At 33.2% G+C, this 21,203-nt stretch carries 22 protein-coding genes; 19 read left to right on the top strand and 3 right to left on the bottom strand.

What is annotated here, in order from left to right:
• Positions 1-11 precede the first annotated feature (11 nt).
• Together HDR40_RS01305 and HDR40_RS01310 are read left to right on the top strand one after the other, a co-directional pair.
• Positions 12-899 (top strand): aldose 1-epimerase family protein, encoded by an 888-nt coding sequence (locus HDR40_RS01305; RefSeq protein ID WP_290625524.1) that lies wholly within the window; start codon positions 12-14, stop codon positions 897-899.
• A gap of 98 nt (positions 900-997) precedes the next feature.
• Complete coding sequence (locus HDR40_RS01310) at positions 998-1,870, top strand: aldo/keto reductase (RefSeq protein ID WP_290625526.1); 873 nt, start codon at positions 998-1,000, stop codon at positions 1,868-1,870.
• A gap of 72 nt (positions 1,871-1,942) precedes the next feature.
• Here HDR40_RS01310 and plsY read toward each other — a convergent pair whose 3' ends face one another.
• The gene (gene plsY / locus HDR40_RS01315; RefSeq protein WP_290625528.1) at positions 1,943-2,587 is read right to left on the bottom strand and encodes a glycerol-3-phosphate 1-O-acyltransferase PlsY; all 645 of its coding nucleotides are present in this window, start codon (positions 2,585-2,587) and stop codon (positions 1,943-1,945) included.
• A gap of 99 nt (positions 2,588-2,686) precedes the next feature.
• Between plsY and parE the strand changes: the two genes are divergently transcribed.
• From parE to HDR40_RS01370, 11 genes are all read left to right on the top strand, one after another.
• Complete coding sequence (gene parE, locus HDR40_RS01320) at positions 2,687-4,645, top strand: DNA topoisomerase IV subunit B (RefSeq protein WP_290625530.1); 1,959 nt, start codon at positions 2,687-2,689, stop codon at positions 4,643-4,645.
• Between the two features lie 18 nt (positions 4,646-4,663).
• Positions 4,664-7,147 carry a DNA topoisomerase IV subunit A gene (gene parC / locus HDR40_RS01325; RefSeq protein ID WP_290625532.1) on the top strand — a complete coding sequence of 828 codons (2,484 nt, stop codon included), beginning with the start codon at positions 4,664-4,666 and terminating at the stop codon, positions 7,145-7,147.
• Between the two features lie 139 nt (positions 7,148-7,286).
• Positions 7,287-8,234, top strand: a complete 948-nt coding sequence (locus HDR40_RS01330; protein ID WP_290625534.1) for a LysR family transcriptional regulator — start codon at positions 7,287-7,289, stop codon at positions 8,232-8,234.
• Positions 8,235-8,314: 80 nt separating this feature from the next.
• Positions 8,315-9,250: a manganese-dependent inorganic pyrophosphatase gene (locus HDR40_RS01335; protein WP_290625535.1), complete on the top strand. Its 936-nt coding sequence runs from the start codon at positions 8,315-8,317 to the stop codon at positions 9,248-9,250.
• Between the two features lie 202 nt (positions 9,251-9,452).
• Entirely contained in the window at positions 9,453-9,878 is a 426-nt protein-coding gene (locus HDR40_RS01340) for a MerR family transcriptional regulator (RefSeq protein ID WP_290625536.1), read from the top strand.
• Between the two features lie 17 nt (positions 9,879-9,895).
• Complete coding sequence (locus HDR40_RS01345) at positions 9,896-10,828, top strand: aldo/keto reductase (RefSeq protein ID WP_290625537.1); 933 nt, start codon at positions 9,896-9,898, stop codon at positions 10,826-10,828.
• Positions 10,829-10,873: 45 nt separating this feature from the next.
• Positions 10,874-11,914, top strand: coding sequence for an alcohol dehydrogenase catalytic domain-containing protein (locus HDR40_RS01350; RefSeq protein ID WP_290625538.1), 1,041 nt, complete (start codon positions 10,874-10,876; stop codon positions 11,912-11,914).
• Between the two features lie 23 nt (positions 11,915-11,937).
• Positions 11,938-12,474, top strand: coding sequence for an NAD(P)H-dependent oxidoreductase (locus HDR40_RS01355; protein WP_290625540.1), 537 nt, complete (start codon positions 11,938-11,940; stop codon positions 12,472-12,474).
• A 9-nt stretch (positions 12,475-12,483) separates the two neighbouring features.
• Positions 12,484-12,756 carry a YciI family protein gene (locus HDR40_RS01360; protein WP_290625542.1) on the top strand — a complete coding sequence of 91 codons (273 nt, stop codon included), beginning with the start codon at positions 12,484-12,486 and terminating at the stop codon, positions 12,754-12,756.
• Positions 12,757-12,963: 207 nt separating this feature from the next.
• Positions 12,964-13,605 (top strand): FMN-dependent NADH-azoreductase, encoded by a 642-nt coding sequence (locus HDR40_RS01365; protein WP_290625544.1) that lies wholly within the window; start codon positions 12,964-12,966, stop codon positions 13,603-13,605.
• A gap of 107 nt (positions 13,606-13,712) precedes the next feature.
• A complete protein-coding gene (locus HDR40_RS01370; protein ID WP_290625546.1) occupies positions 13,713-14,204 on the top strand; it encodes a winged helix DNA-binding protein in 492 nt (163 codons plus the stop codon).
• A 108-nt stretch (positions 14,205-14,312) separates the two neighbouring features.
• On the opposite strand, the gene HDR40_RS01375 is transcribed toward HDR40_RS01370, so the two are convergent.
• Positions 14,313-14,882: an NADPH-dependent F420 reductase gene (locus HDR40_RS01375; protein ID WP_290625548.1), complete on the bottom strand. Its 570-nt coding sequence runs from the start codon at positions 14,880-14,882 to the stop codon at positions 14,313-14,315.
• Between the two features lie 176 nt (positions 14,883-15,058).
• Between HDR40_RS01375 and HDR40_RS01380 the strand changes: the two genes are divergently transcribed.
• From HDR40_RS01380 to HDR40_RS01405, 6 genes are all read left to right on the top strand, one after another.
• Complete coding sequence (locus tag HDR40_RS01380) at positions 15,059-15,379, top strand: hypothetical protein (RefSeq protein WP_290625550.1); 321 nt, start codon at positions 15,059-15,061, stop codon at positions 15,377-15,379.
• A gap of 163 nt (positions 15,380-15,542) precedes the next feature.
• Complete coding sequence (ribF, locus tag HDR40_RS01385) at positions 15,543-16,478, top strand: riboflavin biosynthesis protein RibF (RefSeq protein ID WP_290625552.1); 936 nt, start codon at positions 15,543-15,545, stop codon at positions 16,476-16,478.
• 220 nt (positions 16,479-16,698) lie between these two features.
• A complete protein-coding gene (locus tag HDR40_RS01390; RefSeq protein ID WP_290625554.1) occupies positions 16,699-17,886 on the top strand; it encodes an acetate kinase in 1,188 nt (395 codons plus the stop codon).
• Positions 17,887-17,975: 89 nt separating this feature from the next.
• The gene (locus HDR40_RS01395; RefSeq protein WP_290625556.1) at positions 17,976-18,791 is read left to right on the top strand and encodes an aldo/keto reductase; all 816 of its coding nucleotides are present in this window, start codon (positions 17,976-17,978) and stop codon (positions 18,789-18,791) included.
• A gap of 195 nt (positions 18,792-18,986) precedes the next feature.
• The gene (locus HDR40_RS01400) at positions 18,987-19,412 is read left to right on the top strand and encodes an Rrf2 family transcriptional regulator (RefSeq protein ID WP_290625558.1); all 426 of its coding nucleotides are present in this window, start codon (positions 18,987-18,989) and stop codon (positions 19,410-19,412) included.
• Positions 19,409-20,416 carry an NADP-dependent oxidoreductase gene (locus HDR40_RS01405; RefSeq protein ID WP_290625560.1) on the top strand — a complete coding sequence of 336 codons (1,008 nt, stop codon included), beginning with the start codon at positions 19,409-19,411 and terminating at the stop codon, positions 20,414-20,416. Before HDR40_RS01400 ends, HDR40_RS01405 begins: the two co-directional genes overlap by 4 nt.
• Positions 20,417-20,445: 29 nt before the next feature.
• Here the strand turns inward: HDR40_RS01405 and HDR40_RS01410 are convergent, their stop codons facing one another.
• A complete protein-coding gene (locus tag HDR40_RS01410) occupies positions 20,446-21,033 on the bottom strand; it encodes an NAD-dependent epimerase/dehydratase family protein (protein ID WP_290625562.1) in 588 nt (195 codons plus the stop codon).
• Between the last annotated feature and the right edge of the window lie 170 nt (positions 21,034-21,203).

Genomic DNA, 21,203 nt, shown 5'->3' on the forward strand with positions numbered 1-21,203 from the left:
TTGGAAATATCATGGATCATAAATTAAAAAATAGCTTTTTAACTGTAACAGTATCTGATCATGGCGCTGAAGTTCAAAGTGTAATCGATAATAATAGTCAACGTGAATATATGTGGCAAGCAGATTCTAAAGTCTGGGGACGTCATGCACCAGTGCTTTTCCCAATTGTTGGTCGCTTGAAAGACGATCAATATACTTACGATGGTAAAACATATCATATGGGCCAGCATGGTTTTGCACGTGATAGTAAATTTGAAGTAGAAAGTAAATCTGATGATCAAATTACTTTCTTGCTTAAATCTAACCAAGAAACTAAGAAACAGTATCCATTTGATTTTGAGTTACGTGTTACTTACACTTTGCTTAATAACTTACTTGAAGAAAATTTTAAGGTAACAAATCTTAGTAACAAGGAAATGATTTTTGGTATTGGTGGACACCCAGGTTTTAATTTACCTACAAATGACAGTATCAAAAAGAATGACTATTATTTTAAATTTGAACCTTCTATTGATCATATTCGTATCCCTCTTAAAGCACCTTTACTTGATTGGGAGCATCGTTCTTTAGTAGCAACTGATAGTCTTTTTGAAATTAGTGATCTTTTATTTAAAGACGATGCCTGGGTATTTGAGTTAAAAAATGCCACGAAAGTTTCTATTAGAACTGATAAAAGTGATTATCATATTAATGTAAAGATGGATAATGCTCCATTTGTTGGTTTGTGGTCTCAATATCCTAAGACTGCCGATTATATTTGCATTGAACCTTGGTGGGGAATTGCAGACACTTTAGATAGTGATGGTAAGTTTGAAAATAAGAAAGGTATGAATCATTTAAAGCCTGGTGAAACTTGGAAAAATGGTTTTTCAATGGCCTTTCATGATAAACAAGTTTAATATTACAAACTGGTGAAAACGGGGAAATTTATTTCCGATATAGTTCATTTGCGAATAAATAGAAGTATAATTGGGAATGTAAAGAGAGGAGATTTACGATGACTGAAGTTACAAATATATTTTTAAATGATGGTAATCAAATGCCTCAATTAGGTTTCGGTGTTTTCCAAATTCCAGATCATAATGAAGCTAAAAAGGCTGTAGAGGAAGCTTTAAGCAATGGCTATCGTTTGATTGATACAGCAGAGGCCTATAATAACCAAAAGGCAGTTGGCGAGGCAATTAAAGATAGTAGTGTTAAACGTGAAGATATCTTTTTAACAACTAAGTTATGGGTTTCAAATTATACTTTTGAAAAAGCTACTAAAGCTATTGATGAAGATTTAAAAGAATTAGGTACAGATTATATTGATTTGATGCTTTTGCACCAACCATATGGTGATGTTTATGGGGCTTGGGATGCTATGCAAGCAGCTCAACGTGCAGGTAAGATTAAGTCAATTGGTGTATCTAACTTTGCACCAGATCAATATATGAATTTAGAGTTAGAACATGAAGTTTCACCAGCAATTAATCAAATTGAAATTAATCCATGGTTCCAACAAACTAATGATGTAAAATATTTCCAAGGTCGCGATATTGCGGTTGAAGCTTGGGCACCTTTTGCAGAAGGTAAAGATAATATTTTCAGTAATAAAACTTTAAAAGCTATCGGTGAAAAGTATGATAAGACTGTGGGACAAGTTATCTTACGGTGGTTGATTCAAAGAAGTATTGTGGTAATTCCTAAGTCTGTTCACAGTGAAAGACAAAAAGAAAATATGGATATTTTTGATTTTCAATTAAGTCAAGAAGATATGAAACAAATTGCTGGACTCGATAAGGGTGTTAGTCAATTCTTTGATCATCGTGATCCAGCTGTAATTGATGATATTTTTGGCGAAAGCTTGAAACAATTAAGACACTCCTAAGTAAATTACTGTGGGGATTAAATATAATAGAAAGGTCAGTAAACATTGCGTTTACTGACCTTTCTTCTCTAGCTATTTATTTTTTAATTGATGATGAGCTTTTTTATACCAATATAAAAGACCAAATGGTACGATATTTTCATTATGATGAATTAATCGCTTGATGTTATCGCGATGTCGAATAAACAAAATAATCATCATTACGCCTGCAATAGATGTTAAAAAGATATCATGAAACCAAAATGAACATATAAAAATTAGTACAATTGATATTAAACTTGATAAACTGACATAAGACGTGACAAAAAGTATCGGCAAAAAGATAAGGGCACAAACACCAAAAAATTTGAGATTATATCCCAAAAATACCCCCGCACTAGTTGCCACTGCCTTTCCTCCTTTGAATTTTAAAAAGATAGGGAAGGTATGTCCTAAAATTGCACAAATACCCGCAGCAAGTAATAAATAATTTGGTCCATGTAAATGAAAAAGACGAGGTAAATCAGTGGCTAATGTTCCTTTCAAAACATCTATTAACAAAACAATGCTGCCACCGATTGGTCCCATCACTCTAAATGAATTAGTTGTACCGATATTACCGGAACCATATTTTCTAATGTCTTCATGATAAAATAATTTACCAACTATCACACCTGTAGGAAAGGATCCTATCAAGTATGCTAAAATAAACGTTAGACTATAATATAAAATAGACATAATTCTTCAACCTTTTGTTTTAATCTAAAGCTATTTTAGCAAAGATTACTGTAATATGTAGGGTTGATTTTAATTGTCAGACAAAATGGAGGAATTTATTTGGTCAAAGCAAATAAAAATATAAATACTTACGATGATTCATCCATCCAAATTTTGCATGGACTTGAGGCTGTACGCAAACGTCCAGGGATGTACATCGGATCTACTGACCGTTATGGTCTTAATCACTTGGTTTATGAAATAGTAGATAACTCTGTCGATGAAGCAATGGCAGGGTATGGTAAAGAGATTAATGTTACGATTCATAAAGATAATTCCGTAACTGTTCAAGATTTTGGACGAGGAATGCCCACAGGGATGCATCCCTCCGGTATTCCGACAATTGAAGTTATTTTAACTGTACTTCATGCTGGTGGTAAATTTACTGAAAAAAATTATCAAACTTCCGGTGGTCTGCATGGTGTAGGATCATCTGTTGTTAATGCTTTGTCTGAATGGCTCAAAGTTAGAGTTGTTCGTGATGGAGTTGCTTATGAAGAAGAATTTAAGAATGGTGGTCATCCTGTTGGAACTTTAAAGAATTTGGGACCAACTAAGGATAAGACAGGTACAACTATTACTTTCAAGCCAGACCCAACTATTTTTTCAACAACTAAGTATAATTATGAAACAATTCAAGAAAGAATTAGGGAATCTGCGTTCCTATTGAAGGGAGTTAAGTTTACTTTAACTGATGAACGCGAACCAGAGCATCATGATGAATTTTTATATGATAATGGAATCAAGTCCTTTGTTTCTTATCTCAACGAAGGTAAAGATACCATGGGGGATGTTTTTTACTTTGAGGGCAAGCAAAATGGCATTGAGGTAGAATTTTCTGGTCAGTATAATGATGGCTATTCTGAAAACTTTGTTTCATTTGTTAATAATGTTCGTACTCCTGATGGTGGTAGCCATGAAGCTGGAGCCAGAAGTGGTTTTACTCGCGCCTTTAACGACTATGCTAGAAAACAAGGCCTTTTAAAGAATAAAGAAAAAGGGTTAGATGGGTCGGACTATCGTGAAGGTTTAAGTGCAGTTCTATCAGTTAAAATTCCTGAAGAGTTGCTTGAATTTGAAGGTCAAACCAAAGGTAAGTTAGGTACCCCTCAAGCACGTAGTGTAGTAGATAGTATAGTGTATGAACAACTGTCTTACTATTTAATGGAAAATGGTGAATTCGCTCAGAGCTTAGTTCAAAAAGCCCAAAAAGCACGTGATGCACGTGAAGCTGCTAAGAAGGCACGTGATGAAAGTCGGAGTGGTAAAAAACGTCGTAAGAAAGAGATTCTTTCAGGAAAACTTACTCCTGCTCAATCAAGAAACCCTAAGAAAAATGAACTATTCTTAGTTGAGGGGGATTCTGCTGGGGGATCTGCCAAGCAAGGTCGAGACCGAAAATTTCAAGCGATTTTACCTCTGCGAGGTAAAGTTTTGAATACCCAAAAAGCTAAGTTGCAAGATATTTTTAAAAATGAAGAAATTAACACAATGATTCATACCATTGGTGCAGGTGTAGGATCAGATTTTAATATTGATGATGCAAATTATGATAAAGTTATCATTATGACTGATGCCGACACAGATGGTGCTCACATTCAAATTTTACTTTTAACTTTCTTCTATCGGTATATGCGGCCAATGATTGAAGCCGGTCGGGTATATATTGCCCTGCCTCCTTTATATAAACTTCAAAAGGGCAACGGTAAGAAAGCTAAGATTAAGTACGCTTGGACTGATGAAGAATTAGCTGAAGATTCTAAGGAATTTGGTCGCGGGTTTGCGTTGCAGCGTTTTAAAGGTCTAGGTGAAATGAATGCTGATCAACTTTGGGAAACAACTATGAATCCGGAAACTAGAACTTTGATTAGGGTTAAGATCGATGATGCCCAACTTGCTGAAAAACGGGTTACAACTTTAATGGGTGATAAAGTTGCTCCTAGAAGAAAATGGATTGATGAAAATGTTAAATTTAGAATGGGCGAAGATGGCTCAATTCTAGAAACAAGTAGAGATTAAAGAGGGTTATTGATTTAGATGGTAGAAATACAAGAACGAATCAAAGAATTACCGCTTGAAGAAGTAATGGGAGAAAGATTCGGGCGCTATTCTAAATATATTATTCAAGAAAGAGCCTTACCTGATATTCGTGATGGTTTAAAACCAGTGCAACGGCGTATTCTTTACGCTATGTACAAGGATAATAATACTTACGATAAACCTTATAAAAAAGCTGCTAAAGCTGTAGGTAATGTAATGGGTAATTTTCACCCACATGGTGATAGCTCAATTTATGGCGCCTTAGTTCACCTTTCTCAAGAGTGGAAAATGCGTGAACCATTAATTGAGATGCATGGTAACAATGGCTCAATGGACGGAGATGGTCCAGCTGCCATGCGTTATACTGAATCACGTTTGAGTAAAATTTCTAATCAATTACTTCAAGATATTGATAAAGAAACAGTTCCCATGATTTTGAACTTTGATGATACTGAATATGAACCAACAGTATTACCAGCTCATTTTCCTAATTTACTCGTTAATGGTTCAACAGGTATCTCAGCGGGTTATGCGACTGAAATTCCTCCTCATAATTTATCTGAGGTAATTGATGCGGCAATTTATCTTTTAAAACATCCTGATGCAGTTACTGATGACTTAATGGAGTTTGTTAAAGGACCTGATTTTCCAACTGGTGGATTAGTTTTAGGTACTAAAGGCATCAAAGAAGCTTATGAAACTGGTCGTGGGCGCATTCAAATTAGATCTAAGACCACGATTCAAGATATTAAAGCTCATCGTCAACAAATTGTTATCACTGAAGTGCCATTTGGTGTTAATAAGGCGATGATGGTTAAGAAAATTGATGAAATTCGCTTGAATAAAGAAATTGATGGAATTGCTGAAGTTCGTGATGAAACCGACCGTCATGGATTGTCAATTGTAGTCGAATTAAAGAAAGGAGCAGACAGTCAAAATATCTTAAACTATCTTTTCAAAAATACTGATTTGCAAGTTTCTTATAACTTTAACATGGTAGCTATTGATCATATGGCACCGGTTCAAGTGGGACTTAAACAAATTCTTGCTTCTTATCTAGAGCATAAAAAAGAAGTTGTCACTAAACGTACCGAGTATGATTTAGGTAAGGCAAAACAACGTCTTGAAATTGTAGAAGGCTTGATTCATGCTCTTGATATCTTAGATAAAGTAATTAAAACAATTCGCTCCTCTAAGGATAAGAAAGACGCAAAAGAAAACTTAGTTCAAAATTATGACTTTACTGTTAACCAAGCAGAAGCTATTGTTTCTTTACAGTTATATCGTTTGACTAATACTGATGTTAATCAATTAAAGGCTGAACAAGCTGAACTTAATGATAAGATTAATACTTTTAATGAGATTTTAAAGGATAATAAGGTTTTAGAAAAAGTTGTTGTCAAGGAATTAAAGACTGTCAAGAAAGAGTTTGGCTCACCAAGAAGAACCGAAATTACTGATAAATCTGAAAAGATTGAAATAAATGAGAAAGCTTTAATGGCTGATGAGGATGTTCGAGTGCTTGTTAGCGAGCAAGGTTACCTTAAGCGTTCTTCATTACGTTCATTCCAATCAACAGCAGACAAAGAAAATGGACTTCCTGATGGCGATCGCGTAGTCTTTGAAAAGACAGTATCTACTCTCAGCAATCTTTATATTTTCACTAATAAGGGAAATGTAATCTTTAGACCAGTTCATGAATTAGTTGAAACTAAATGGAAAGAAACTGGGCAACACTTGTCTCAAGAAGTTGGCTTAGCTGCTGATGAAAAAATCATTAGTGTTTTTGAAATTAAAGATTTGCAGCAAAAACTGAACTTCTTGATTGCCACTAACGATGGTTATATTAAGCAAATTAAGTTAGCAGATTTACAACCAACACGAACTTACAAATCACGGGCGATGATGGTTACTAAGTTAAAGCATGATGATAGTCGTGTGATTGGAATTAACGGGTTAAATCCAGAAAAAGATTACGATATTACTTTGCTAACTAATCAAGCTTATGCTGTAAGATATAAAACTAGTGAAATTCCAACTAGTGGGAGTCGTGCAGTTGGTGTTAAATCAGTCAATTTAAAAGAAGATGATTTTGTAGTTGGTTATGTTGCAGTTCTTCCAGAATATGTAGATTTGGTTAAAGTAGGTTTGATTACCCAAAGAGGCGCTTTTAAGCAATTTAAACTTTCTTTAGTTAATGAAGTAACACGAGCTAAACGAGGAGTGTTAGTTTTAAGGGAATTAAAGACCAAGCCTCATAGAATTACAACTATGACTTGGTATGCTCAAAATCACGAGTTAGAATTAACAACTTCCAGTGATCGTCACATAAAGATTGAAACCAATGAATTTCCATTAGGAGATCGTTACTCCAATGGTTCTTTTATCCTTGATCCTAAAACAGATGGAGTGCCAGTATCATTACGCATATCAAAACCACTTCCTGCAGGTCAAGATGATGTGAGTGACTTATTCAATTAAAAATTTTTAAAAGCAAAAGATAATATTTATTATCATTTGCTTTTTTTGTTAGTCTATTGAGGGAACTTATTAATTACCATTATTAGTTGACGATGTTATCATACTAATTAGATTTATTTTTATAAGGTGGTGTTACTCAATGAAATCTAATCTGAATGCTGTCTTGTCAGCAAAATCGCTCCATTATTTTTTAGAGTTAACAAAAAATATGAGTTATACTCAAACCGCCAATAGTTTAGGAATTACTCAACCAGCTTTGACTCAGCAAGTAAAAAAACTTGAACACGCTGTAGGGGGACCCTTGTTTGTACAGATGGGCAAAAAATTAGCATTAACGCCAGCTGGTAAAGAGTTAGAAAAAACTGCACATAAGCTATTCTCTACGGTTAATGAAGCTCTAGATAATATTCAGCAATCTTCTGATCCAACATCTGGTCATATTTCAATTGGTGTATTAGATGTTATGGAAACAAAGGTTTTAGAAGATTTTTTGATTTATTATCATCAACTTTACCCTAATGTAACAATTTCAACTGAATTATATAATCGTAGTGCATTATGGAGTAAACTTGATAGTTCCGAGATTGATTTGGCCATGACATATTTACCTGATAATAATCTTTCTCAAGAGACAATGAAAGGTTATGTTGTTAAAAAAATTTACTCTGATTCATTAGTTTTTTTAAGTCATAAAGCTGGTAAACAGACTAGTGAAGAATTAACAAGCAAGAAGTGGATTTCCTATACTAAAGACTCTTATTTGCAGCAAGTTATGAATCATTATTATGAAATTCATGAACTTACTGCTTCTCCAGGGGTAGTAGCTCGTTTTTCTGCTTCGGATCAGTTGATTAAATTTGCTCAAGCTAATGAAGACTATAATGCTTTTGTAACAAATAGTTACTATCAAGCTCATTTTGATCAAATAACAATGCATCCTGTGGCGCTTAATCCTGTTATTTACTTTGATAATAGCTTTGTTTCTAAAAAATCTAAGCAAGATATTCCAAGAATTAAACAATTTTTAATTAGTTGGGATGAATATCTTAATCTGAAAAAATATGCTTCTCGTCTAAGGGATGTATAAACTTAAATCTGATTATTGACCCAGGCCAAATATACTGCAATAATTAACATAGTTACTTTTTTAACAAGGAGTTAGATTAAATGGCAAAAGAATTTGTTTTTGGACATCAAAATCCTGATACTGATGCAATTGGTACTGCAATCGCTTATTCTTACTTACAAAATAAGTTAGGTTATGACACTGAAGCTGTTGCATTAGGTGAACCAAATGATGAAACCCAATATGCTTTAGATAAATTTGGTTTTGAAGCACCTCAAGTTATTGAAACTGCTGCTGATAAGGTAGATTCAGTGATGTTGGTTGACCACAATGAACCCCAACAAAGTGTTTCTGATATTGATAAGGTTAAAGTTAGTCATGTTGTTGATCACCACCGTATCATGAATTTTAATACGGCTGATCCTTTATACTATCGCGCAGAACCAGTTGGTTGTACTAGTACTATTGTTTGGAAAATGTTCAACGAAAATGAAATTGAAATTCCAAAGAATCTTGCCGGTTTAATGCTTTCAGCTATTATTTCTGATACTTTACTTTTAAAATCACCAACTACTACTGATGATGATAAAAAGGCAGTAGAAGCTTTAGCTAAGATTGCTGACGTTGATTACAAAGAATATGGTTTAGCCATGCTTAAAGCGGGCACTAATATTGGTGACAAGAGCGAAGAAGAATTAATTGACTTAGATGCTAAGAGCTTTAACTTAGATGGTAATAATGTACGTGTTGCCCAAATTAACGTTGTTGATTTACCAGAGGCTTTGGAAAGAAAAGAAGCTTTCTTAAAGTCTATGGAAGAAGCATCAAAGGCTAATGGCTATGATATGTTTATGTTACTCATCACTAATATCTTAGATTCAGATTCTGAAGCTTTAGTTGTTGGTAGTGATGATAATAAGGCTAAATTTGAAAAGGCATTTAATGCTAAGTTAACTGCAAATGAAGTTAAGTTACCAGGTGTTGTTTCTCGTAAGAAGCAAGTTGTACCTCCATTAACTGAAGCTTTTGAAGGTTAATTTTGTTTAGAGTATCTCTATATAGAGATACTCTTTTTTTATTTTTAACGATCTTAAAAGAAGAATGAAGAATAGAGTTAGAATTTTTACAAAAATAAGCAAAAAAATTAATTTTTTGCTTGACTTGGAGTTTACTCCAAGTAATAAGATATTTTATAAAGTTAAGAAATTAACTTAATTAATCAGAAAAGAGATTTAAATTATGCCTGATTTAACAATTAGAGAAGTAGCTAAGAAATATAATTTAAAGCCTGATACTTTGCGGTACTATGAGCGTATTGGTTTATTACCAAAAGTTCCACGTAAGAAAAATGGTAATCGTTATTTTACCGAAGGAATGCAAGGATGGATTGAAATGGTTGTCTGCCTGCGTCACTCGGATGTACCAGTTGAAGCTTTGATTGATTATGCTGAAATGTTACGACAAGGTGATTCAACTTTAGAAGCTCGTGAAGATTTATTAAAAGAACAACTAGCTAATATTGAAGAAAAAAGACATAATCTAGATCGTTCAATTGCTAGATTAAAACACAAGATTTCGCTTTACGAGTCTGGAAAAATTAAAGAAAATAAAAGTTATTTTGAAGAATACAAAATTCTTGAAGATAACAAAAATACTGAAAAATAAGAAATAGGAGAAATATTATGAACAAAAATAAATTAGTGTTAGGTACTTGGGCATGGGGCGATAATAATTCTTACTTTGGTAACAATTATGATGAAGAACATTTTAAAACTGTTTATCAAGCCGCACGAGATAATGATTTAAACTTCTGGGATACGGCTTATGCTTATGGGGCTGGTTCATCAGAACAAATTTTGGGTGATTTAATTGCAGATACTCCACGTGAAGAGTTAACAATTTCTACTAAATTTACTCCTCAAATGGCAGATAATAGTGCTAATCCAATTGTTACCATGTTAGAAGGAAGTTTAAAACGTTTAGGTTTAGACTATGTAGATTATTATTGGATTCATAATAACGCGGATATTGAAAGATGGACACCAATGATTGCACCATTGGTTAAAAGTGGCAAAATTAAGCATATTGGGGTGTCTAATCACAATTTAAAAGAAATTAATCGTGTTCAAGAAATTTTAGCTAAGGATAATATTAAGCTTGATGCTGTTCAAAATCATTTTAGTTTACTTGATAGAACTTCTGAACAAGCTGGTATTTTAGAATATTGTCAAGAAAATAATATTAAATTTTTTGCTTATATGGTCTTAGAGCAGGGAGCTCTTTCTGGTAGATATACTAGTGCTAATCCATTCCCAGAAAATAGTGTTAGAGCACAAGTTTATAATCACCAACTTGATGAATTAACTAGTTTAGTTGATGAATTAAAGAGCATTGGTAAAAAATACGGTCTCTCTGCAGCGCAAACTGCTATTGCTTGGGCTGTTGCTAAAAATACACTACCAATTATTGGAGCTACTAAAGCTAAGCATGTTGAAGAAGCTGCTAAAGCAATTCAAGTTAACTTAAGCAAAAAAGAAATTAATAAATTAGAAGAAGTGGCATCACGTATTAACGCTAATACCATTGGTAGTTGGGAACAAGACATGCGTGAATAGTTAATAAAACTTAGTATACAAATAATTAAGAAAAGGAGAAATATTATGAAAGATGCACGACTAGAAACTACAGGAAAAATGATTATTAAGGATGAACCTAAACCTGTTATTGAAAAAAGTGATGATGTAATAATTAGAGTTATTAGAGCTTGTGTATGTGGTTCTGATTTATGGGGTTACCGTGGTATTGAAGGGACAGAAGAAAATTCACAAAATACCGGTCATGAAGCCCTTGGGATAGTTGAAGAAGTGGGGGCTGATATTACTTCTGTAAAACCTGGTGATTTCGTTATTGCTCCTTTTACTCATGGATGTGGTCAGTGTCGCGCTTGTGAAGCCGGATTTGATGGAACTTGCATGGCCCATAATGATAATTGGGGCAATGGTTATCAAGCTGAATATATTCGTTTCCAACATGGTCAATGGTCTTTAGTTAAGGTTCCAGGAAAGCCAAGTGATTATTCTGAAGGGATGCTTAAGTCGCTTTTAGCTTTAGCTGATGTTATGGCAACTGGTTACCATGCAGCTCGTGTTGCAAATGTTCAACCTGGTGATACTGTGATTGTTTTAGGTGATGGTGCTGTCGGCCAATGTGCAATTATTGCAGCTAAGATGCGTGGTGCTAAACGTATTATTTCTACTAGTCGTCATGCTGATCGAGCTGCTTTAGCTAAAGAATTTGGTGCAACTGATAATGTTCCAGAACGTGGAGAAGAAGGAATAGAAAAATTATTAGAAATGACTAATGGTGGGGCCGATGCAGTTCTAGAATGTGTGGGTACTGAGCTTTCAAATGAAGAGGCAATGAGAGTAGCAAGAAATGGAGCTATTGTAGGACGTGTAGGTCTTCCTCATGGTAGTAAGATTGATCCAGCCCCAACTTTCTATAGAAATGTGGCTTTAGCTGGTGGATCTGCTTCTGTTACTACTTATGATAAAGATATTCTACTTAAGGCGGTTCTTGACGGTAAGATTAATCCAGGTAAGGTTTTCACAAAAACTTTCACTCTTGACGAAATTGATGATGCTTACAAGGAAATGGCAAATAGAAAAGTTATTAAATCTTATATTAAAGTAAGTGAGTAAGAAAAATTTAAAGGAAATAATTTATGAAAACTACAATTTTTTTATTTCACCCAGATTTAGCCACCTCTCGTGTGAACCGAGCTTTAGCACAAGGTGTTGATAATGATATCGAAGTTCGTGATATGTATAAACTATATCCAGATTTTAAAATTGATACAGAAAAAGAAAAACAAGTTTTAGCAAAATCTGATCGAGTAGTCTTACAATTTCCAATGTATTGGTATGGTGCACCTGCCTTAGTTAAACAATGGGAAGTTGAGTCCTTAGAGGCCGGTTGGGCTTATGGCATTGGGGGAGATGCTTTAAAAGGTAAAGAGTTACTAATTGCAGTATCTCCTGGAGCTAATAATTATGGTCGTGAGGGCTTTGCTAAATATACAGTTCATGAACTTTTACGACCTTTTCAAGCTACTAGTCGGCTCATTAATATGAATTATTTAACACCCTTTGTAACTATTGGAGCGAGTCATATTAGTGATAAAGATTTAACTGATCAAGCTAAAAAGTATAATACGTACTTACATCAAGAAAATATTCCTATATTAGATAATTTTGAATAGGGGAGACATATGTATATACTAAATATTAAGATTAAAGAAAATCCTGTAGACAAGAATAAATTAGCCAAGCATCGCGAATGGTTTAAAAAATATTTTGATCAGGGTAATTTCTTAATTGTTGGTCCTTATTTAGATATAGAAACAGCTGGTGTAATTATTGCTAAAGCTAATTCAAAAGAACAAATAGAAAAAATTATTAGTGAAGATGTTTTCTATCCAAATGAAGCTGAGTATGAATTACATGAATTTCAAGCGAATTTAGTAGCAGATAAACTAGATTGAGAATAAACTTTTAAATTTTTATAATTTAAAATATTAAAAAATCGTTGATTATTAAAGGTTTATATCATTAGGTTAAACCATGCTTATCAACGATTTTTATTATTTTTAAAATTAATGTTGACAAGCAACAATAAAAAGATATAATTATTGATGTAATGTTGATAAGCAACCAAATATATTAATAAATAAAGAAAGGAATTTATTCTCATGAGTAAAGTATTAGTAATTAAAGCACACCCACATGCAGAAGGTAGTTTGTCATTAGCAGTTGGTAATGAATTTATTAAAAAGTATCAAGAAAGCCATCCTGATGACGAAGTAATTATTCGTGACTTATTTGATGGTGAAGAAGTACCACAATTGGATAATATAACTTTTGCGGCTTGGAAAAAGCAAAAGAATGGTATGCCATTAACTGATGAAGAAAAAGATGCAATTACTCGTCATAATACTTGGTTGGATGAATTTATAAATGCCGATAAATATATCTTTATTAATCCAATGTGGAATCACTTTATGCCTGCACAAATGAAAGCTTATCTTGATGTAACTGCTGTTACTCACAAAACTTTTAAATATGGTCCAGATGGTAAAGTAATTGGTTTATTACCAGATAAGAAGGTTATGCACATTCAAGCTGCTGGTGGATTATATCATGCTAATGGTTTTGATGATCCAGCTGCTAAAGCAGACTTTGGTACTAACTACCTTGATTATGAAATGAATTTTTATGGAATTACTGATGTAGATCACATCTTTATTGAAGGTGCAGATATGATGCCAGATAAGCGTCAAGATATCTTAAATGCTGCGTTGAAGAAAGCAGATGAAAAGGCAAAGATGTTCTAAGGATTACAACAGTTATTTTTCTTAAAACCCATTTGTATTTTAAATGGGTTTTTTGTTTGCTAGAATATTAGTTGAAAGAGACAATATCAAGAAAGGAGAAAATATAGATGTCTATCCCAGAAAAAGATGTATATAATGCAATTAAAAATATTCGTTTAACTAGAGAGAATCCTCATGGTACGCAGGAGCAAACTTGGATTGCTAATCACGTAAATGATTGTGAGCTAAAAGGGATAATTTGTAAGCTTTCTGTGGGAGCACTCCATATTTTGTCAGATTTAGAAAGGGAATCTAAAACTGGTAATGATTTAGCTTGTAATTTAAATTTAACTCGTGGTGGAGTAAGTAGAGCAAGCAAAAAATTATGCGACTTTGGATTAATTACAACTAGTCAAAAAAACGGTAATAAAAAAAATATTTACTACACATTAACAGATAAGGGACGTGAAGTTGCAGAAGCTCATGATCAATTGCACTGTCAAATGGAAACGCAAATGATGAAAGAATTTACGGAAAAATATTCTGTAGATGAGCTGAATTTAATAAGTAAATTTTTGAAAGATGTACTTAAATTTGAAGAAAAATTAAATACAATATAAAAAGTAGCTGGGATATTAATTTTCTCAGCCACTTTTTATATTATAGTTATTTTTTATAAAAAAATAGAACCATGCTCTTTCTAAGCATAATTCTATTTGTAATAATATTTACTTGATAACACCAAATCCGCCAGTCCAATTAATTTGTTCACGAGCAGCAAGTGTCATTTGTAAGAAGCCTAGAGCTTCCATTTCACGGGCACGCTTTAAGCTACCTGCGTCCATGGTTTTTAGTGGAGAATCTTGTAAAGCCTTTACCAAAGTTTCTTTAGCTTCTGCATCATCACCAGCAATTAAAACAGTTGTAGTCACATTGTCACCAACTTTACCACTGGCAAGAGTAGCTGCGAATGTAGTGTTAAAAGCCTTAAGAACTTTACTATTTGGTAGCTTTTCTTGCAATTGTGCAGCAGCAGAACTATCAGCTGGAACAACAAGTTCATCCCAAGTATCAAAATTTAACGGATTAGCAATATCAACTACAATCTTGCCGTTAAACATATCACCATATTGCTTAACAATAGCATCTTCTGCTCCATAAGGTACAGCTAAGATGACGATATCACCAAATTCAGTTGCTGGGTGATCAACATCTGCGTAGGTTACCTTATTGCCCATTTCTAAATTCTTACCAATAGCCTTACCCATGTTACCAGTACCAATAATAGTTATATTCATTTTAAATCATCCTTTCGATAAACATCTTACACACTTACTATATATTAGTTACTTACTTTTGTAAAGGTAAAATATCAAATATTAATATATATAACTAGATTTGCCCAAAATACTAAAATTATATAATATTTTGTTATTAATTATAGTTTAAAAATTAAATAGATTGGATTAGATATATGGACGCAATTACTAGAGCAAAATTCGTAATCCGAAGTTATCGTTCGCGCTTAAATGATTTAGCGCGATTGAGTGGTATTGAGATTGATCAATTGATTCAATATAATGAAACACCGACTTTACTAGAAGAAGCAAGTTATTCAGTTATTAATAAACTTGAACAATTTTACTATGTAGATAAGTTATCAAATCAAGAAACTATTAAGATTGCAACTGAAATTCGAGATTTATTGAAAAAATCATCGGATAGTCGGGTTAGAGATATAGCTCAAAAAATCGAATCTAACCCAGCAATCGTATCAAGATTGATTTTTGATTAAAAATACGTGCGCGAACTCCTAAATTTAGTCATGAGTAGTCAAGAAATAAAAAGTTAAAACAGATGTAAGTTAGAAAGCTTTAGGTTACAATGAGGGGGCTAAGCTATTTTAGAAAATATATTTTTGTAAAAATTAATAAAAAAGCAAGATAGGGGAAATAATTGTGGAAATTATTCATTTAAGTTACCCAATAAAGATAAAATTTACAAAACCTTGTGTATTAGCGCTAGGTTTTTTTGATGGTGTTCATCACGGTCACCAACATTTGATAAAGGTTGCTAAAAAAGAGGCGGTTAAAACAAATTTGCCACTAATGGTCATGACTTTTGATCGTCATCCTAGTGAAGTTTATGCAGGTAATAATAAATTTGAATATCTTGATACAGTTGAAGAAAAAGCTGCTAAAATGACTAAACTTGGTGTTGACTATTTAGTAGTGATGAAATTTACTAAAGATTTCAGCAAAATTTCTGGCCAAGAATTTGTTGATAATGTCATTGTTAAATTAAATGCACAAACAGTTGTAGCCGGTTTTGATTATACCTATGGCCCGAAAGAAATTGCTAATATGAGTCATTTGCCAGGATTTGCAAGAGGAAGATTTAAAATTGTTTCAGTTCCAGAACAAGTAGTTAATGGTAAAAAAATTAGCTCAACTAAAGTTCGTAAACTAATTTCTGAAGGTAAGATGGACCAAGTCTCTGATCTATTAGGACATCATCATATAATGAGTGGAGTTGTGATTCATGGTTTACGTAATGGGCATAAACTAGGCTTTCCTACTGCAAATTTAAAATGGGAAGAAAAGAAAATTATTCCTAAAATTGGTGTTTATGCAACTAAAACTAAGGTTAATGATAAATGGTATAATTCAATGACAAGCGTGGGATATAATGTCACTATTGGGGAAGGAAAACAGATATATATTGAATCTCATATTTTTGATTTCGATGAAGATATTTATGATCAACCTATTGAAATTAAGTGGTATAAATATATGCGCGGGGAGATTAAATTTAAAAATTTAGATGAATTAAAGAGACAATTAGAGAAAGACGAAACTACTATTAAGTCATATTTTAAGAAAAACAAATCATAAATGACAAGCTAGCTCAGTTGAGCTAGTTTTTTTACTAATGATTTATTTCATTAATAATTTAAGTGGATTCTCTTTACTTTTTTTAATTTAATGGTACATTAATCATATAATAAGTAAGCGCTGTCAATATATAGAGAAGGACTTGATAAGTGAAAGTTAGAGACTATGCTTTGGTGGTGTCTAGCTTTTTGTATTTTTTATTTTAGGGAGAAAGGTTTTAATGAATAAGGTTTTAGCAATTAACTCAGGTAGTTCGTCTTTTAAATATAAATTATTTTCTTTACCAAATGAGGAAATTCTAGCAGAAGGAATGGCAGATCGTGTTGGGATGGCCGAGTCTTCTTTTACAATGAAATTAGCTAAAGATAAAAAATATACTAAAAAAGTTTCTATTCCCGATCAAGAAAAAGCTGTAGGTCTACTTCTAGAAGCATTACAAGAATATAATGTTGTTAAAGATATTAATGAAATAGTAGGAGTAGGTCACAGAATTGTTGCTGGGGGAGAGTATTTTAAAGATTCGGCGATTATTGATAAAAATAATTTACAGAAAATTTTTGAATTAAAGGAATATGCTCCTTTACATAATCCTGTAGAAGGTAAAGTAATCGAAGCATTCATGAAACTTTTACCTGGAGTTCCAGAAGTAGGAGTGTTTGATAGCTCGTTTCATCAAACTTTAGATCCTGTGCATTATTTATATTCTGTTCCCTATAAATGGTATGAAAAATATGGTGCCCGCAAATATGGTGCCCACGGAACTTCTGTACGATATGTCTCTCAACGTGCTGCAAAGCTAATAGGGAAAAAGATAGAAGATTTAAAACTTATTGTGTGTCATTTAGGATCCGGTGCATCCGTAACTGCTGTTAAAAATGGTAAGTCATATGATACATCGATGGGCTTTAGCCCACTTGCTGGAATTACTATGAGTTCACGTTCTGGGGATGTAGATCCATCCTTGATTGAATTTATTATGGATAAAGAACATCTTTCTATGAAAGAAATGATTAATATCTTAGATAATAAATCAGGTTTATTAGGTATTTCAGAACTTTCTCCAGATATGAGAGATATTAGACATTCGCTAGATAATCCTCAAGCAAAATTAGCTCGTGATATTTTTAAAAATCGTCTTCTTCGTTATGTGGGGGCCTATCTTACTGAAATGGGTGGTGCAGATGCCATCATCTTTACGGCTGGTGTAGGTGAACATGATAAAGGAGTTCGTAAGTCTCTGATGGAAGGACTTAAAATATTTGGAGTTTTACCGGACCTTAAAGCTAATGAAATAGGCGGTGAAAACACAATTACTAAACCTGAATCTAAGATTCGTGTTTTAGTGATTCCAACTGATGAAGAATTGATGATTGAACGTGATGTGGTGCGTCTAGCCCATCTGGATTAAGAATTAGCTTATATTGCTGATTTTCTCTATAATTAGTATTGTAGTTAAATAAATTTAGTAGCGTTAGCTAAAATAGAAAGAGAATAATTATGGAATACTTAACCTTAAATACAGGCATAAAAGTACCGGTACTTGGATTTGGCGTCTACCTGATTGATCCATCTGAAACTAAGCAAGCAGTCTTAACTGCATTAAAAAGTGGATATCGCAGTATTGATACAGCACAATATTATCAAAATGAACAGCAAGTAGGTGAAGCTATTCGTGAGAGTGGTATTCCTCGTGAAGAGATTTTTGTAACAACGAAGGCTGCTACCGATGGCTATGAGGCTACTAAGCAGGGAATAGAAGAATCTCTCAAAAAGGCTGGATTAGAGTATTTTGATATGATGATTTTACACTGGCCAATGGAGCATTCTATCGATTCTTATCGAGCTTTGAGGGATGCATATAAAGAAGGTAAACTCAAAAATATCGGTATTTCGAATTTTAACATTAATCAGACTAAGGAAATTATGGCATCAACCGATGTTAAACCTGTGGTAGATCAAATTGAAACACATATTTATCTTCAACAAGGTAAGATGCATAAATTTTTAACTGAAAATGATATTATTCATGAATCATGGTCACCATTAATGGAAGATGCACACACTAACTTAACTAATCCAACTTTGAAAAAAATCGGTGAAAAATATGGTAAAAATGGAATACAAGTCATTTTACGTTTCCTTACACAGAATAATATTATGACCATCCCACGTTCAACTAATCCAAAGCACATTAAAGATAATATTGATATTTTTGACTTTAACTTAACTCCTGAGGAAATGGATGAAATTCGTGCCCTTGACCGTCGTCAACCTATTGATGGCTGGCCAGCAGAAATGCGCATTGATGAGTAATGCGTAAGGTTGACTGTAAGCCACAAAAAATAGCTTCACTTATAATTAGTGAAGCTATTTTTTGTATGAATAGTGAAATAAAAATTAATCTAAAATGCCTCTTTAGTTGAAAAAAGAGGCATTTTCATTGCCATGAAAAATATTCTGTGATAATGTATCAGTTAAAGATACATTTAACAAATAGGAGGATATGGATTGAAAGATACTAAATTTACTGTTGCAATTCATATTTTAGTAATGTTAGCTACTTCAGATAAAGTACTCAATTCAGATAGTTTAGCTCAGAGTGTAGGGACTAATCCTAGCTATATTAGAAAAATAATGACTTTATTAAAAAAAGGTAATTTAATTTATAGTCAACGGGGGAAATCGGGGATTCAACTTTGTATTCAGCCAGAGCAGTTATCTTTATGGCAGCTCTATCAAATAGTAGAAGGTAAGGAAGTTAATATTTTTCAGGTACATGAAAATAGTAATCCTGAATGTCCAGTTGGTCGAAATATCAAACAAGCTGTTTTTCCTTTTTTAGATGATGCGGAAAAACAGTTACAGGCATCTTTGGCTAGCGATACCCTAGCAGACGTAATTATAAGACTTAAAAGTTTGGAGTTATATAAATGAAAGCAGTTCAACTTGAAAAATACAATTCGAAAAATCCAATTATTAAATTAAGGGATGTACAACCAAAGAGTCTTTTAGCAAACGACGTTTTAGTAAAAGTTACCTTTGCAGGAGTTAATCCTCTAGATAATCTTATTTCTCATGGAGACTTGAGGTTAGTAGTTCCTTATAAGTTACCTCAGATTATGGGATATGAATTTGTAGGGATTATAGAGCAAGTAGGTACTAATGTTTCTCACTTTAAAATAGGAGATCGTGTGTTTGGTCGTAATCCTATTGATAATATTGGTTCATTTGCTCAACAGGTGGTTGTTAATCAAAGTGCGATTGCGAAAGTTCCTAATTACTTATCTAATCAAGAAGCGGCAGCTATCCCTTTAACGGCCCTAACGGCAATGCAAGCTCTCGATAAGTTAGGTGCTCAATCCGGTCAAACTTTATTTATTTCTGGAGGAACAGGAAGTTTTGGTGCGATGGCCATCCCACTTGCTGTAGCCCGTGGTTTAAAAGTTATTACTAGTGGGAGCAGTAGTAAACGTGAGTATGTAGAAAAATTAGGTGTAACTAAATTCATTGACTATAAAAAGGAAGATTATACCAAGGTTATCTCAAACGTAGATTTAGTGATTGATACAGTTGGTGAGAGTGAAATATTTAAAGAATTAAGTATTTTAAAAGAAGGCGGAAAAATTGTTTCCTTACGTGCAATGCCAAATGCTGCCTTTGCTAAATCAATGGGAATGGGTATTTTCAAGCAGATGCTGTTTGCTGTAGCTGCGCATAAAATTGAGAAAGTAGCAAAAAAGAAAAAACAAACTTATAATTTCATTTTTGTAGAAGCTAATGGTTCTCAGTTAGCTCAAGCAAGTAAAATTTTGGATAAAAGTAACATCCATCCAGCTTTAGGCGAGATATACCCCTTATCTAAGGCTAATGACGCCTTGAATGCTGTTGCGAGAGGAAAAAATAGAGGAAAAATTCTAATTAATACTCAAAAAATATAGTAAAAAACATCCCTTTTCTAGGAAAAATTCTAGAGGAGGGATGTTCTTTTGTGTCCAGCTTTTACAATTTTATTTACAAAATCACCAGCTACTTCAGTTACTGTTACCGGCTTATATTTTTTTAAAAAAATACCAACAACATCTAATGCTGCAGCAATTTTATCCTTATGTCCATTACTAAAGACTAAGGTAGGAGATACAACTGCTAAAGGAATGTCGCTACTAGTTAATCTTTTAATAATATTTTGCTTACTATTAATCAACTTTTTATCGCCCAAACTAGCACCAAGAAATCCCATCGCTTTAACATGGTGTTTTTTTGCAATTTTAAGCATGGTTTCTGCAGGTAATTCATTTAATTTTTTAAACTGATCAGGGTGTTTTTCTGATCCACCAATTAAGTCAGCAATATAGGTGATATCTTTAGGTAATTTTTCATCAGTTTGCTCAAAATTAGTCGCATCTGCGCGAATATTATGAATATTTTCGCCAGAAATTTCACTTTTTCCTGAGCGAGAAACAATATAAAATTGAGCGGTTGTATCTTTTTGACGCCAGTATTTAACGACGTTAGATCCAATGTAGCCATTGCCACCCAATAAAACAATATTTGTCATGAAATCACCCTTACTTAATTGTAGTCAACGACAAAATTTTAGCCTTTATATAGATAGAAATCAATTAAGATAAAGATTATTTACCAATGTTTAAAAATTCCCATAAACTGCTGATTTGTTGTAACAAAAGACCACGGCTTTTAATTTTTTAAGCTATAATTAACCTAGTG

The sequence above is a fragment of the Lactobacillus sp. genome (genome assembly GCF_014803895.1).